The organism is Pseudogracilibacillus sp. SO30301A (assembly GCF_037072025.1).
Classification (GTDB): Bacteria; Bacillota; Bacilli; order Bacillales; family Amphibacillaceae; genus Pseudogracilibacillus.
Genome location: NZ_JAXHDD010000043.1, coordinates 1 through 15,160 on the forward strand (window position 1 = coordinate 1; position 15,160 = coordinate 15,160).

Annotated in this window: 10 protein-coding genes and 1 other annotated feature (1 of these 11 cut by a window edge); all 10 genes read right to left on the minus strand. The window is 38.7% G+C overall.

The window, feature by feature from the left end:
* Positions 1–320: 320 nt before the first annotated feature.
* Positions 321–1,511: an elongation factor Tu gene (gene tuf / locus SPD89_RS16705; protein ID WP_336263085.1), complete on the minus strand. Its 1,191-nt coding sequence runs from the start codon at positions 1,509–1,511 to the stop codon at positions 321–323.
* A gap of 103 nt (positions 1,512–1,614) precedes the next feature.
* Positions 1,615–3,693: an elongation factor G gene (gene fusA, locus SPD89_RS16710; RefSeq protein WP_336263086.1), complete on the minus strand. Its 2,079-nt coding sequence runs from the start codon at positions 3,691–3,693 to the stop codon at positions 1,615–1,617.
* Positions 3,694–3,732: 39 nt separating this feature from the next.
* A complete protein-coding gene (gene rpsG / locus SPD89_RS16715; protein ID WP_336263087.1) occupies positions 3,733–4,203 on the minus strand; it encodes a 30S ribosomal protein S7 in 471 nt (156 codons plus the stop codon).
* A gap of 35 nt (positions 4,204–4,238) precedes the next feature.
* Positions 4,239–4,652 (minus strand): 30S ribosomal protein S12, encoded by a 414-nt coding sequence (gene rpsL, locus SPD89_RS16720; protein ID WP_336263088.1) that lies wholly within the window; start codon positions 4,650–4,652, stop codon positions 4,239–4,241.
* A 130-nt stretch (positions 4,653–4,782) separates the two neighbouring features.
* The gene (locus SPD89_RS16725; protein ID WP_336263089.1) at positions 4,783–5,037 is read right to left on the minus strand and encodes a ribosomal L7Ae/L30e/S12e/Gadd45 family protein; all 255 of its coding nucleotides are present in this window, start codon (positions 5,035–5,037) and stop codon (positions 4,783–4,785) included.
* A 129-nt stretch (positions 5,038–5,166) separates the two neighbouring features.
* Positions 5,167–8,772 (minus strand): DNA-directed RNA polymerase subunit beta', encoded by a 3,606-nt coding sequence (gene rpoC / locus SPD89_RS16730; protein WP_336263090.1) that lies wholly within the window; start codon positions 8,770–8,772, stop codon positions 5,167–5,169.
* A 109-nt stretch (positions 8,773–8,881) separates the two neighbouring features.
* Positions 8,882–12,418 (minus strand): DNA-directed RNA polymerase subunit beta, encoded by a 3,537-nt coding sequence (gene rpoB, locus SPD89_RS16735; protein WP_336263091.1) that lies wholly within the window; start codon positions 12,416–12,418, stop codon positions 8,882–8,884.
* An 828-nt stretch (positions 12,419–13,246) separates the two neighbouring features.
* Complete coding sequence (locus SPD89_RS16740; RefSeq protein WP_336263110.1) at positions 13,247–13,855, minus strand: class I SAM-dependent methyltransferase; 609 nt, start codon at positions 13,853–13,855, stop codon at positions 13,247–13,249.
* A 320-nt stretch (positions 13,856–14,175) separates the two neighbouring features.
* The gene (rplL, locus tag SPD89_RS16745; RefSeq protein WP_336263092.1) at positions 14,176–14,544 is read right to left on the minus strand and encodes a 50S ribosomal protein L7/L12; all 369 of its coding nucleotides are present in this window, start codon (positions 14,542–14,544) and stop codon (positions 14,176–14,178) included.
* A gap of 48 nt (positions 14,545–14,592) precedes the next feature.
* On the minus strand, positions 14,593–15,090 hold the full coding sequence (gene rplJ, locus SPD89_RS16750; protein WP_336263093.1) for a 50S ribosomal protein L10: 498 nt from the start codon (positions 15,088–15,090) through the stop codon (positions 14,593–14,595).
* A gap of 45 nt (positions 15,091–15,135) precedes the next feature.
* Positions 15,136–15,160: a sequence feature (ribosomal protein L10 leader region), on the minus strand; it runs 111 nt beyond the window's last position.

Here is a 15,160-nt window from a genome sequence, read left to right on the forward strand (position 1 = left end):
ACGGGCATGTTTCGATGTTAATCGTGACCGTTTTGGGTTAGAGTCTTGGAAAACGGGCATGTTTCGATGTTAATTGTGACCGTTTTGGGTTAGAGTCATGGAAAACGGGCATGTTTCATTATTAATCGTGACCGTTTTGGGTTAGAGACATGGAAAACGGCAAGTCTTTTTCCAACATGTCGAGTCGATCCGTATCGATTGATTAATAGGCAGTGCCTTATGTCAGGAGTTTATGGGTTTTGCGACAAGCGTACTCTGCAATTTTCAATTAAAAAGAGCTAGACAAGATAACTTGCCTAGCACTTCTTATTTTAACTTAATTATTTTTCGATAGATGTTACAACACCTGAACCTACTGTACGTCCGCCTTCACGAATAGAGAAACGTGTTCCTTCTTCGATAGCGATTGGTGAAATAAGTTCAACTGTCATTTCGATGTTATCTCCAGGCATTACCATTTCAACGCCTTCTGGTAACTGAATAACACCTGTTACATCAGTTGTACGGAAGTAAAACTGTGGACGATAGTTAGCGAAAAACGGCGTGTGGCGCCCACCTTCTTCTTTTGATAACACATATACTTCTGATTTAAATTTAGTATGTGGAGTGATTGAACCTGGTTTAGCTAAAACTTGACCACGGCTAATGTCTTCTCGACCAACACCACGTAAAAGTGCACCGATGTTGTCTCCAGCTTCAGCATAGTCAAGAAGCTTACGGAACATTTCTACTCCTGTAACTGTTGTTTTAGATGGTTCTTCAGCAAGACCGATAATCTCAACTTCATCACCAACTGTCACTTTTCCACGCTCCACACGACCTGTTGCAACTGTTCCACGACCAGTAATTGAGAATACGTCCTCAACTGGCATCATGAATGGTTTGTCAGTATCACGCTCAGGCTGTGGAATGTACTCATCAACAGCTGCCATTAATTCAACAATTTTTTGCTCATACTCTTCTTCACCTTCTAGTGCTTTAAGAGCTGAACCAGCAATTACTGGAATGTCGTCTCCAGGGAAATCATATTCAGAAAGAAGTTCACGAACTTCCATTTCAACTAACTCTAATAATTCTTCGTCGTCTACCATATCAACTTTGTTTAAGAAAACAACGAATGCAGGTACTCCAACATTACGTGATAATAGAATGTGTTCACGTGTTTGTGGCATTGGACCATCAGCAGCTGAAACCACTAGGATTGCACCGTCCATTTGCGCTGCACCAGTGATCATGTTTTTAACATAGTCAGCGTGTCCTGGGCAGTCAACGTGTGCGTAGTGACGATTGTCAGTTTCATACTCTACGTGAGAAGTAGCAATCGTAATTCCACGCTCTTTCTCTTCTGGTGCACCATCAATTTGGTCATAAGCCATCGCACCTTCTGTACCTTGCACTTTATGCATAACAGTTGTAATAGCTGCAGTTAATGTAGTTTTACCATGGTCAACGTGTCCTAAAGTTCCAATGTTAACGTGTGGTTTTGAACGGTCAAATTTTTCTTTTGCCATTTATAATTCCTCCTTAATTATATATAAAATTTATTGATAACTAAGAGTAGTGTTTTATCTTAGTTTATAATGTTGTTATACTTGAGAACGATCAAAAAATCAATTATTCTCCAGCATTTTTCTTAATAATTTCTTCAGCAATGTTTTTAGGTACTTCTTCGTAGTGATCAAAGAACATTGTATATGTTCCACGACCTTGCGTATTAGAACGAAGTGCAGTTGCATATCCAAACATTTCCGCAAGTGGTACGAATGCTTTTACGAGTTGTGCATTTCCACGAGTGTCCATGCCTTCTACTCGGCCACGACGAGATGTTACGTCTCCCATAATATCTCCCATGTACTCTTCTGGAATGACGATTTCAACTTTCATCATCGGCTCTAATAAAACAGGCTGACATTTGTTTTTAGCAGCTTTTAATGCCATTGAAGCAGCAATTTTAAATGCCATCTCGTTCGAGTCAACATCGTGATAGCTACCATCGTATAAAGATGCCTTAATATCAATTAATGGATACCCTGCTAGAACACCATTTTCCATTGCCTCTTTAATACCCTGTTCAACAGATGGGATGTATTCTCTTGGAACAACACCACCAACAATTTTGTTTTGGAATTCAAAGCCTGCACCTTCTTCGTTCGGCTCGAATTTAACCCAAACATGACCGTATTGTCCACGTCCACCTGATTGACGGATAAATTTCCCTTCCACTTCTGCTGCTGCACGGAACGTTTCACGGTAAGCAACTTGTGGCGCACCAACATTTGCTTCTACCTTGAATTCACGTTTTAGACGGTCAACGATGACGTCTAAGTGTAATTCTCCCATTCCTGCTATAATCGTTTGACCAGTTTCTGGATTAGACTCCGTTGTAAATGTCGGATCTTCTTCAGCTAATTTCCCTAAAGCAATACCCATTTTATCTTGGTCAGCTTTTGTTTTTGGTTCAATTGCAACATGAATAACTGGTTCTGGGAAATCCATTGATTCTAAAATTACCGGATGTTTTTCATCACAAAGTGTATCACCAGTAGCAGTATCTTTCAAGCCAACAGCTGCTGCAATTTCTCCACAATGAATCTCTGAGATCTCTTCACGTGAATTGGCATGCATTTGTAGAATTCGTCCAATACGTTCTTTTTTATTCTTAACTGAGTTTAGAACGTACGATCCGGAGTTTAATGTACCTGAATACACCCGGAAGAATGTTAGTTTTCCTACAAATGGGTCTGTCATCACCTTAAACGCTAATGCAGAAAATGGCTCTTTGTCATCAGCTGGGCGAGTCGTTTCTTCTTCTGTTCCCGGAACAATACCTTCAATTGCTGCAATATCCGTTGGAGCTGGTAAATAATCGATAACTCCATCAAGAACTAATTGAACACCCTTGTTTTTAAACGCAGATCCACAAAATACAGGATAAAATTCTACCGCTAATGTAGCTTGACGAATTGCATTTTTAAGCTCTTCGGTCGAAACATCTTCTCCCTCGAGATATTTCATCATGATCTCTTCATCGAAATCTGCAACAGCTTCAATTAATCCAGCACGGAGTTCGTCTGCTTTCTCCTTATACTCTTCAGGAATATCTCTTGCTTCCTCGGAAGTACCTAGATCATCTAAATAGAAATGAGCTTTCATTTCAATAAGATCGATAATACCATCAAATTCGTCCTCTGCACCGATTGGGAATTGAACTGGGTGAGCATTTGCTCCTAAACGGTCTTTTAACGTATTTGTTGCATACAAAAAGTCCGCACCAATTTTATCCATTTTGTTGATAAAGACGATTCTTGGTACGCCGTATGTTGTCGCTTGACGCCAAACTGTTTCAGTTTGTGGTTCTACACCAGACTGTGCATCAAGTACAGTAATTGCACCATCTAATACTCGTAAGGATCTTTCAACTTCAACAGTGAAATCTACGTGTCCTGGCGTATCAATGATATTGATACGATGACCTTTCCACTGAGCAGTTGTTGCAGCTGAAGTAATTGTAATACCTCTTTCTTGCTCCTGCTCCATCCAGTCCATCTGTGATGCACCTTCATGTGTTTCTCCTAGTTTATGAATACGTCCTGTATAGAAAAGAATACGCTCAGTTGTTGTCGTTTTACCTGCATCAATATGAGCCATAACACCAATGTTACGCGTCTTTTCCAAGGAGAACTCTCTAGCCATGTATTCTTCTCCTTCCTTTCAAAAACTAATTATTAAAAATTACCAACGATAGTGAGCAAATGCTTTGTTTGCTTCTGCCATTTTGTGTAATTCTTCTCGTTTTCTTACTGATGCTCCTGTATTGTTTGCAGCATCAATAATTTCATTCGCTAGTCTTTCCTCCATTGTTTTTTCCCCGCGTAAACGTGAATAGTTCACAATGTAACGAAGACCTAATGCCTGGCGACGCTCTGGACGAACTTCCATCGGTACTTGGTAGTTTGAACCACCCACACGACGGGCTCGAACTTCAAGAACCGGCATAACATTTTTCATTGCCTCTTCAAATACGTCCATGGCATTTTGACCACTTTTTTCTTTTACTAAATCAAAAGCATTATATAAAATTTTCTGTGCTTTCCCTCTTTTACCATCAACCATAATTTGGTTAATTAATCGAGTGACAAGCTTTGAATTATAAATCGGATCCGGTAAGACATCTCTTTTTGCTACTGGGCCTTTTCGTGGCATATACGTCTTCCTCCTTTCTTCACTTAAGATCAAAATTATTTCTTAGGTTTTTTTGCACCATATTTAGAACGACCTTGCTGACGTCCTTCAACACCGGCGGTATCGAGTGCTCCACGCACAATATGATAACGTACCCCAGGTAAGTCTTTTACACGTCCCCCACGTAGTAGTACTACACTGTGTTCTTGTAAATTGTGACCAATTCCAGGGATATACGCTGTTACTTCCATGTTATTTGATAAACGCACACGCGCATATTTACGTAAAGCCGAGTTCGGTTTCTTAGGTGTTAGTGTACCAACACGAGTACAAACTCCTCGTTTTTGTGGAGAATTAACGTTTGTAAATTTCTTTTTAAAACTGTTATATCCTCTATTAAGTGCTGGTGAGTCTGATTTTTTCGGTTTACTTACGCGACCTTTACGAATTAATTGGTTTATTGTAGGCATTTTGTGTCCTCCTTCCTCTTCTTTTAAAATGATAACAAACCCACATGATCGAATAAGGGGCAATTTCATCTTAGCCCACATATCCAGGTGGTTCATTTTACTGTAAAATTTAGCAATTATAATCAAATCGCTATTCGTGCTTTACTGCTACTGTCGAGGCATCCACGTCAATTTTGCAAGCTTTCCCTAACTTCTTCTTTGAGTCGACCAACGTATAAGGAATTTGCAATCTTTTCGCTTCGTTCAACACTTTTTCAGTTATGTGCTGATCGGCATCTTCTGCAATAAACACTTCACAAACTTCACCATTATGCATGGCCTTTAATGTTTGTTTGGTTCCGATAATTATCCGTGATTGAAGCTGAGTCATTTTTTCATACGACATCAGATTTTCCTCCATTACAACAGTTAGAATTCCGGAAACACCTTGAATATCTTAACATCTTACTAAATTTATGTCAACAATTTATAATTATCCTCCTGTGACAACATCGTGTCACAGGAGGCTTTTTACTTAGTTAGTGATCTCAAGTTCTTCTTCAGTAAATGTTTCTGGTTCAACTAATTCGGATTCGATTTTCCGATAACGTTGCATACCAGTACCTGCAGGAATTAACTTTCCAATTATTACGTTCTCTTTTAATCCTAATAATTCGTCCGTTTTTCCTTTTATCGCTGCATCTGTTAATACTCTTGTTGTCTCTTGGAAAGAAGCTGCCGATAAGAAAGAGTCAGTTTCTAGTGAAGCTTTTGTAATACCAAGTAATACTGGTTCACCAACTGCTGGTTCTTTTCCTTCTCTAAGAACTTTATTGTTCTCTTCTTTGAACTGATGAAGTTCTATCAAGGATCCTGGCAATACATCTGTATCTCCAGATTCTAAGATCTTCACTTTTCTTAACATTTGCCTTACCATCACTTCAACGTGTTTGTCTCCAATTTCTACCCCTTGCATACGGTAGACACGTTGAACCTCTCGAAGTAGATAAGCTTGAACACCTTCTACTCCTTGAACACGAAGTAACTCTTTTGGATCAATGGATCCTTCTGTAAGTTCTTGACCAGCGATTACCTCGTCTCCAACAACAACTTTAAGTCGTGCATTATATGGTACAGAATAAGCAACACTTTCTACATCACTTTCTACAACTACTTCGCGTTTATCTTTATTTTCTTTAATTTCTTTAACTATACCTTCAAATTCGCTAATAGTTGCTTGCCCTTTCGGATTTCTCGCTTCAAACAACTCTTGAATTCTCGGTAGACCTTGTGTAATATCGTCCCCTGCAACTCCACCTGTATGGAATGTACGCATTGTTAACTGTGTACCAGGTTCACCGATTGACTGTGCAGCAATGATTCCAACTGCTTCTCCAACTTCAACATCTGCTCCAGTTGCTAGGTTTCGTCCATAACATTTCTTACATACACCGTGTTTTGTGTGACAAGTGAATACAGAGCGAATTGTTACTTCTGTAATACCTGCTTCAATGATTTGTTTCGCTTGATCTTCAGAAATAATCTCTTCTTTATTGACGATAACTTCTTCTGTTTTTGGATCAGTAACAGACTCAAATGCAGTTCTACCAATCAATCGGTCAATTAATGGCTCAATTACTTCCGAACCAATTGCTAATTCAGATACAGTTAAACCACGGTCTGTGCCACAATCTGCTTCTCTTACAATAACATCTTGCGCCACATCAACAAGTCTTCTTGTTAGGTAACCTGAATCTGCAGTCTTTAACGCTGTATCTGCTAGACCTTTTCTCGCACCGTGGGTAGAAATAAAGTATTCTAATACCGTCAATCCTTCACGGAAACTCGATTTAATCGGTAACTCAATAATTCTCCCTGCAGGGTTTGCCATCAATCCACGCATTCCTGCAAGCTGTGTAAAGTTGGAAGGGTTACCCCTTGCACCAGAATCACTCATCATATAAATTGGGTTTGTTTTATCAAGTGAATCCATTAATCTATCTTGGATCTCATCTTTTACATCCGACCAAATGGTGATAACTCGGTTATAGCGCTCTTCGTCAGTAATCAAACCTCTTCTAAACTGCCTTAAGACCCCATCAACCTTCATTTGAGCCTCTTCAAGGAGTTCGGGCTTTTCTTTTAGAACAACGATATCGGAAACACCAACCGTCATTCCAGCTTTTGTAGAATAGCTAAATCCTAAATCTTTCATGCGGTCAAGCATTTTTGAAGTTTCACTAATTTTATATTGTTTGAAGACTTCTGCGATAATGTCTCCTAAAATGCCTTTTTTAAATGGAGGCACTAGATCACGCTTTGCAATCTCTTCTTTTACATTTACTCCACTACCTACAAAGTATTTATCCGGAGTTTCTACTTCCAAATTAGACCTCGTCGGTTCATTTATATAAGGGAATGAATCTGGAATAATTTGATTGAAGATAAGCTTTCCAACAGTCGTAAGTAACAAATTTTTATTTTGCTCTTCCGTAAATGTTGGATTATTTAAATTACCAGCCTGAACTGCAACTCGAGAGTGTAAGTGTACATGACCATTTTGATATGCGATAAGTGCTTCATCGGCATCTTTAAACACTTTTCCTTCACCAATTGCATTCGGCATTTCCATTGTTAAATAATAGTTCCCTAAAACCATATCTTGCGATGGAGTAACAACTGGTTTTCCATCTTTCGGGTTTAAGATATTTTGGGCAGCTAACATTAAAATTCTCGCTTCTGCTTGCGATTCAGCAGACAACGGAACATGAACTGCCATTTGGTCTCCGTCAAAGTCAGCATTATATGCCGTACATACTAATGGATGCAGGCGGATTGCACGACCTTCTACCAAAGTAGGTTCAAACGCTTGAATACCTAAACGGTGCAATGTAGGCGCACGGTTTAGTAACACTGGATGTTCTTTAATTACTTGCTCTAAGACATCCCATACTTCTGGGTGAAGTCGTTCAATTTTACGTTTAGCCGATTTAATGTTATGTGCAATTTTTTGTCCGACTAGTTCTTTCATAATAAACGGCTTAAAAAGTTCAAGCGCCATTTCCTTAGGTAAACCACACTGATACATTTTCAGGCTAGGTCCAACAATGATAACTGAACGACCAGAATAATCCACACGTTTACCGAGTAAGTTCTGACGGAAACGCCCTTGCTTTCCTTTTAACATATGAGAAAGTGATTTTAACGGACGATTTCCAGGCCCTGTAACTGGACGACCACGGCGACCGTTATCAATTAAAGCATCTACTGCTTCTTGAAGCATTCTCTTTTCATTTTGAACAATGATGCTTGGAGCACCAAGATCAAGTAGCCGTTTTAGGCGGTTATTTCGGTTAATTACACGACGATACAGATCGTTTAAATCAGATGTCGCGAATCTTCCACCATCAAGTTGAACCATCGGTCGTATTTCTGGTGGGATAACTGGGAGCACATCAAGAACCATCCATGACGGATCATTTCCTGAGTTACGGAAAGCTTCCATCACTTCTAACCTTCTTATTGCCCTTGTTCTTCTTTGACCTTGGACTGTTTTTAACTCTTCTTTTAATTCAAGGACTTCTTTGTCTAAATCAATATCTTGAAGTAATTTACGTACCGCTTCTGCACCCATTTCTGCTTTGAAGGAATTACCGTATTTTTCATAGAATGAACGATACTCTTTTTCTGATAACAATTGTTTTTTCTCTAACGGTGTATTACCAGAATCAGTTACGACATATGCAGCGAAATATAAAATTTCTTCCAGTGCCCGTGGAGACATGTCTAGTAACAGTCCCATACGGCTCGGGATGCCTTTGAAATACCAAATATGAGATACAGGCGCAGCGAGTTCAATATGTGCCATACGTTCACGACGAACTTTTGACTTCGTTACCTCAACTCCACATCGATCACAAACTACTCCTTTATAACGAACACGCTTATACTTACCACAATGACATTCCCAATCTTTTTGCGGACCAAAAATTCGCTCACAAAATAGCCCATCTTTTTCCGGTTTTAAAGTTCGGTAGTTTATTGTTTCAGGCTTCTTTACCTCTCCGTATGACCAGGAGCGGATTTTCTCTGATGAAGCTAAACCAATTTTCATAAATTCAAAGTTATTAACATCTAGCAAGGGCCCTACCTCCCATTTTTTATCCGTTCTCTAGATTCTACCTTAGAAATACAACTTTAAGAGTACCGTAGAGGCTCTAGCTTCCCTAAAGCCTCTAAACGTTTCTCTGTTAATCTTGCTTTACTTCTAAATTAAGCGTGTCTTCTGCGTCAGAATCCTCTTCTTCTAATGCTCTTAAATCAATCTCTGTCTCATCACTCGATAACATTTTAACATCCATTCCAAGACTCTGAAGTTCTTTAATTAGTACTTTAAATGACTCGGGAACACCAGGTTCTGGTACATTTCTTCCCTTTACAATAGACTCATATGCCTTCACACGTCCGACAATATCATCTGACTTAACAGTTAAGAGTTCTTGAAGAGTATAGGCGGCACCATAAGCTTCGAGTGCCCAAACCTCCATCTCACCAAAGCGCTGTCCACCAAACTGCGCTTTTCCTCCTAGAGGTTGTTGTGTAACTAGCGAGTATGGACCAGTCGATCTGGCGTGCAATTTGTCATCTACCATATGAGATAACTTAATCATGTAAGAAATCCCTACAGCGACACGGTTATCAAATGGTTCACCCGTTCTCCCGTCATACAGGACTGTCTTCGCATCATGCGGCATTCCCGCTTCTTCTAAGGTTTTCCATACATCCTCTTCATTTGCTCCGTCAAATACAGGTGAAGCAACATGAATTCCAAGTTTTTTAGCTGCCATTCCTAAATGGAGCTCAAACACTTGTCCGATGTTCATTCTCGACGGAACTCCTAGTGGGTTAAGCATAATATCTACCGGGGTACCGTCTGGTAAGTAAGGCATATCCTCTTCCGGTAAAAGTTTCGAAATAACCCCTTTGTTTCCATGACGACCAGCCATTTTATCCCCTTCAGAGATTTTACGTTTTTGAACAATATACACTCGGATTAGTTGGTTTACGCCAGGTTTTAATTCATCCCCATCTTCACGATTGAAAATTTTCACATCTAGAATGATTCCTCCTGCACCATGCGGTACACGTAAAGAAGTATCTCTCACTTCTCTAGCTTTCTCCCCGAATATAGCATGCAATAGACGCTCTTCAGCAGAGAGCTCGGTTACTCCTTTTGGTGTTACTTTACCAACTAGGATATCTCCATCCTTTACTTCAGCTCCAATACGAATAATTCCTTCCTCATCTAGGTTTTTAAGCGCATCTTCACCGACGTTTGGAATATCTCGCGTAATTTCTTCAGGGCCCAATTTCGTATCTCTGGCTTCTGCTTCGTATTCTTCTATATGGACAGAAGTAAACACATCATCTTTAACTAATTTTTCACTCATGATGATAGCATCTTCATAGTTATAACCATCCCAAGTCATAAAAGCAACAAGCACATTTCGGCCTAATGCTAATTCACCGTCTTCCATGGACGGCCCATCTGCAAGTACTTCTCCTTTTGTTACACGGTCTCCTTGCCTAACAATTGGTCGCTGATTATAGCAAGTTCCCTGGTTAGATCGCACATATTTACGTAAACGATAACGATCCACGTCCCCTGTCACTTCTTGACCATCTACAGTTGAAATACGTCTAATAACAATTTCTTTTGCTTCTACTTTTTCAACAATTCCATCATTCCGACAAATAATCGCTGCACCTGAATCTTTTCCTGTCACATACTCCATACCCGTTCCAACGATTGGAGCTTGTGGTTGAAGCAATGGCACCGCTTGACGTTGCATGTTCGCACCCATTAGTGCCCGGTTAGAGTCATCGTTTTCCAAGAAAGGAATACAAGCAGTTGCCGCCGATACAACTTGTTTTGGCGAAACATCCATATAGTCAATCTGTTCCCTTGGTACAATTGTATTCTCACCGCGGAATCTTGCTATTACTTCTTCATCCACAAAATTCCCATTTTCATCTAGACGTGCATTCGCTTGAGCAACGACATAATTATCTTCCTCATCAGCTGTCAAGAAATCTATTTCTTTTGTAACCTTACCTTGCTCAGAGTCTACTTTTCGATACGGTGTTTCAATGAAACCGAACGTATTTACTCTTGCATACGTAGATAAAGAGTTAATTAGTCCAATATTTGGACCTTCCGGGGTTTCAATTGGACACATTCTTCCGTAGTGGGAATAGTGTACGTCCCTAACTTCCATTCCAGCCCTTTCTCTTGTCAAACCACCAGGTCCAAGTGCTGATAATCGGCGCTTATGCGTCAATTCAGCTAACGGGTTTGTTTGATCCATAAACTGAGAAAGCTGTGAACTTCCAAAAAACTCCTTAATCGATGCGATTACCGGGCGGATATTAATCAACTGTTGTGGTGTAATACTAGAAGTATCTTGAATCGACATTCTTTCACGCACAACACGCTCCATTCTTGATAACCCAATCCGGAATTGGTTTTGTAGCAATTCACCTACAGAGCGAAGTCGTCTATTCCCTAAATGATCAATGTCATCTGTATGACCGACATCATATAACAAATTAAAGAAGTAGCTAATCGATGCTAGGATATCAGCTTGTGTAATATGCTTTATATCACTTTCAACATCCGCATTACCTACAACATGTAGCTCTCTTTCTCCTTCAGGATCAGTTGGATCAATTATTTTTATTGACTGAACTGTTATATCTTCATCCAACACACCATTATAAAGCGTGATTTCCTCAACATTTAATTTGTTTTCTTCACTTTCTAAATAAGGAATTAATTTATTAAGTAGTTTCCGATCAATCTTATCGCCTTTTTCCGCTAAAACTTCGCCCGTTTCTTTATCGACAAGCGTTTCCGCTAAGATCTGATTAAATAATCGATTTTTAATACTTAGTTTCTTATTCATTTTATAACGACCTACATGGGCTAGATCGTATCTTTTCGGATCGAAAAATCGTGAAACTAATAAACTTTTTGCATTTTCAACAGTAGGTGGTTCGCCTGGACGTAATCGTTCATAAATTTCCAACAATGCTTTTTCAGTTGTTTCTACATTGTCTTTTTCCAATGTATTTTTTAAGTATTCATTTTCTCCAATCAAATCAATAATCTCTTGATCCGTGTTCATGCCGAGTGCACGAAGTAAAACTGTAATCGGGAGCTTACGGGTACGATCAATACGCACATAAACTACATCTCTTGCATCTGTTTCAAATTCTAACCATGCTCCTCTATTTGGAATCACAGTAGCGGTTAAACCTCGTTTACCGTTTTTGTCAATTTTTTCACTATAGTAAACACTCGGTGACCTTACAAGCTGGGAAACGATGACACGTTCAGCACCATTAATAATAAAGGTTCCCGTATCAGTCATAAGAGGGAAATCCCCCATGAATACTTCTTGTTCTTTTACTTCACCTGTCTGATTATTGATAAGACGAACTTTCACTCGAAGTGGTGCACTATAAGTAACATCTCGTTCTTTCGATTCCTCTACTGGGTACTTGGATTCCCCTAAACTATAATCCACAAATTCTAAAGATAGATTGCCCGCAAAGTCTTCGATCGGAGAAATATCCCCGAACATTTCCTTTAGGCCCTCTTCCAAAAACCATTGATAAGAAGCTGTTTGAATCTCGATTAAGTTTGGCAAATCTAATACTTCACTTATACGTGCATAACTTCGACGCTTGCGATAACGTCCATATTGAACTAGTTGACCTGTCAACTGCTTCACCCCTAAAATCAAACATTTTATTAGAAAAACTTGGCTCTTCGCCTAAATGGCGGAGGATTTGGTTGCACTTATGCAGTAAGAAAGGGATTCTATTGCACTTTCATATCTGCGTAAAAAACTTAACGTTGCCTATGCAAAAAACTTTCGTTTGAACTTATCAAGTTGGAAAGGGCATCCACTTGCATATTTACCTACGTAAAAAGCATCGCCTTCCGCACATAACGACGAAAGCCATAATTAAACTTACAGATTAAACTAAAGTAGAAAAAATATTTCTAAGCGTCCTAAGAAAACTCGGTATCCTAATAAGATCTACTAGCTTATTTTTAAATACGCTAGCATAAACTATTTAACCAAGTCTTAGACAATAGCCTTTTTGCGTTTACCTATTTAGCAGGATAAACTTCGTAATGTATATCAAACGACGTTATACCATGGTCTGTGTCGTGCAAAAATTGCAATTCTTTTACTAGATTGGATAACATCTATTACTTGTAATTTTAAAGCTTTTGAGTTATTATTTTTTAGAAATCCTCATTAGCCTATAAACTAAATATAGAGTAAAAAGAGAACTACTAAGGACTTTTAAAAAACAGAAAAAAGGTTTTCGCCCAAAAAACCTTCCTATTTCTATGAAAGCAACTAACTAACCTTCTTTTATTCCTATTCAAAAAGAAAACGTTAATACATCTATTATTTACCCCATTATTCCCCATTTTTTTCATTGTATACGTATATTTTCATAAATAAAACTCTTGACAAACTAGAAACATTGTCGCATTTAAATATTATATCACTTAGAAATGACAGAGTCAATTATTATCCACTACCCCGCCTTGCACGAATAATATAGTACCCTTTTTTTCTTACAACAGTTTCTACTTCATCATATATGGCCGTTAAATATTCAATCGTTGAAGGGGCACCTTGCTTTTTCTGAATTACTACCCATAACTCACCATTAGGCTTTAAAAAGGATAAGCTTGTTTTAAAAAAATTATAAATTACCTTTTTTCCTGCTCGGATCGGCGGGTTCGTTACAATTGCAGCAAAAAGCTGCTTGTCAACGTTAAGAAAACCGTCACTTTGTTTTACTATTACATTCGTAACATTATTCAACCTTGCATTCTCTTTTGCAAGCGATATCGCCCGTTCATTTATATCAATCATATAGATATTACGGTCTGGATTTTGATATGCAAGCGCAACTCCAATCGGACCATATCCACAACCGAGATCAAGAATATCACCCTCGACTTTAGGAACTTCAAAACTTTCAATTAATAATCTTGTACCAAAATCTATCCCTTTTTTTGAAAAGACTCCAGAACTCATTTTAAAAACGAAAGATTGATCCAACAAGGAAACTTGCTTAGTTTCAGTAATGGCTTTAGACTGCGGATGTTCAGCGTAATAATGATCAGACATCATAATATTGGCCACCTACTTACGTTTAATAAATAGCGAAGATTTAAAGAGGAATTATTAGATAAACTCGGCTTATTCAACAAGCATTATTAAGATCTACATTTGCACTTACGTGTGAAAGATGTACTAGTAGCAATGCATAGTTTCTTTACAGCACGAAAATGGCTGTGCATTTTTTCAGTAAGTTTAAGTTCTTAGCGAGTACAGCAAGGATTACACTTTTTTATCTACAAATGATATGAAAAGCCCGCCAAATACTTGACGAGCTTTAGTTGTTTACAATCTTGTTCCCACGCAAGCCAATGCTTACGCTTTTTAACTTACTTAAGTTCTACTGAAGCTCCTGCTTCTTCTAGTTTAGCTTTCATTTCTTCAGCTTCCTCTTTAGAAACGCCTTCTTTAATTGCTTTTGGAGCTGCATCTGTTAAATCTTTCGCATCTTTCAAGCCTAGGCCTGTAATTTCACGAACTGCTTTAACAACTTTAATTTTTGAAGCTCCTGCTTCTGTTAATACAACGTCGAATTCAGTCTGCTCTTCAGCTGCTTCCGCGCCGCCTGCTGCTCCACCAGCTACCGCTACAGGAGCCGCTGCTGTAACACCAAATTCTTCTTCAATAGCTTTAACTAATTCATTTAATTCTAAAACAGACATTTCTTTAACTGCATCAATAATTTGTTCTTTAGTCATCTGTTCTTCCTCCTAAAATTTAGTATATTCTTTATACGTTCAGACTCATTATTCTGCTGATTCTTCTTTTTGATCCGCAATTGCTTTTGTTGCATACGCTAAATTGCGAATCGGTGCTTGTAGTACACTTAACAACATAGAAACAAGTCCGTTGTAATCTGGTAGAGTTGATAATTCTTTAATCTCATCAAGCGTTGCAACTTTACCTTCGATTACCCCACCTTTAATTTCCAAAGCATCGTGTTCTTTAGAAAAATTGTGTAAAATTTTCGCCGGCGCTACAACATCATCTTTCCCAAACGCAATTGCAGTCGGCCCAGTTAAGGTTTCTTGAAGTTCGCTAAGATCCGCATCTGCAACCGCACGCCTCGCTAACGTGTTTTTATATACTTTATATTCAACATTGTTATCGCGTAGTTCTTTTCTTAACGCTGTAATTTCCGCTACGTTCAATCCACGGTAATCTACTAGTACAGACGATTGACTTGTGTTAAACTTCTCAGTAATTTCACTCACTACTTGTTTTTTCGCTTCAATTGTTGACATTGTGATCCACCTCCTAAGTTTGTTACCCGTGAGATAAGTTGTTTTAACTTTAATTAAAAAATACCTCCAT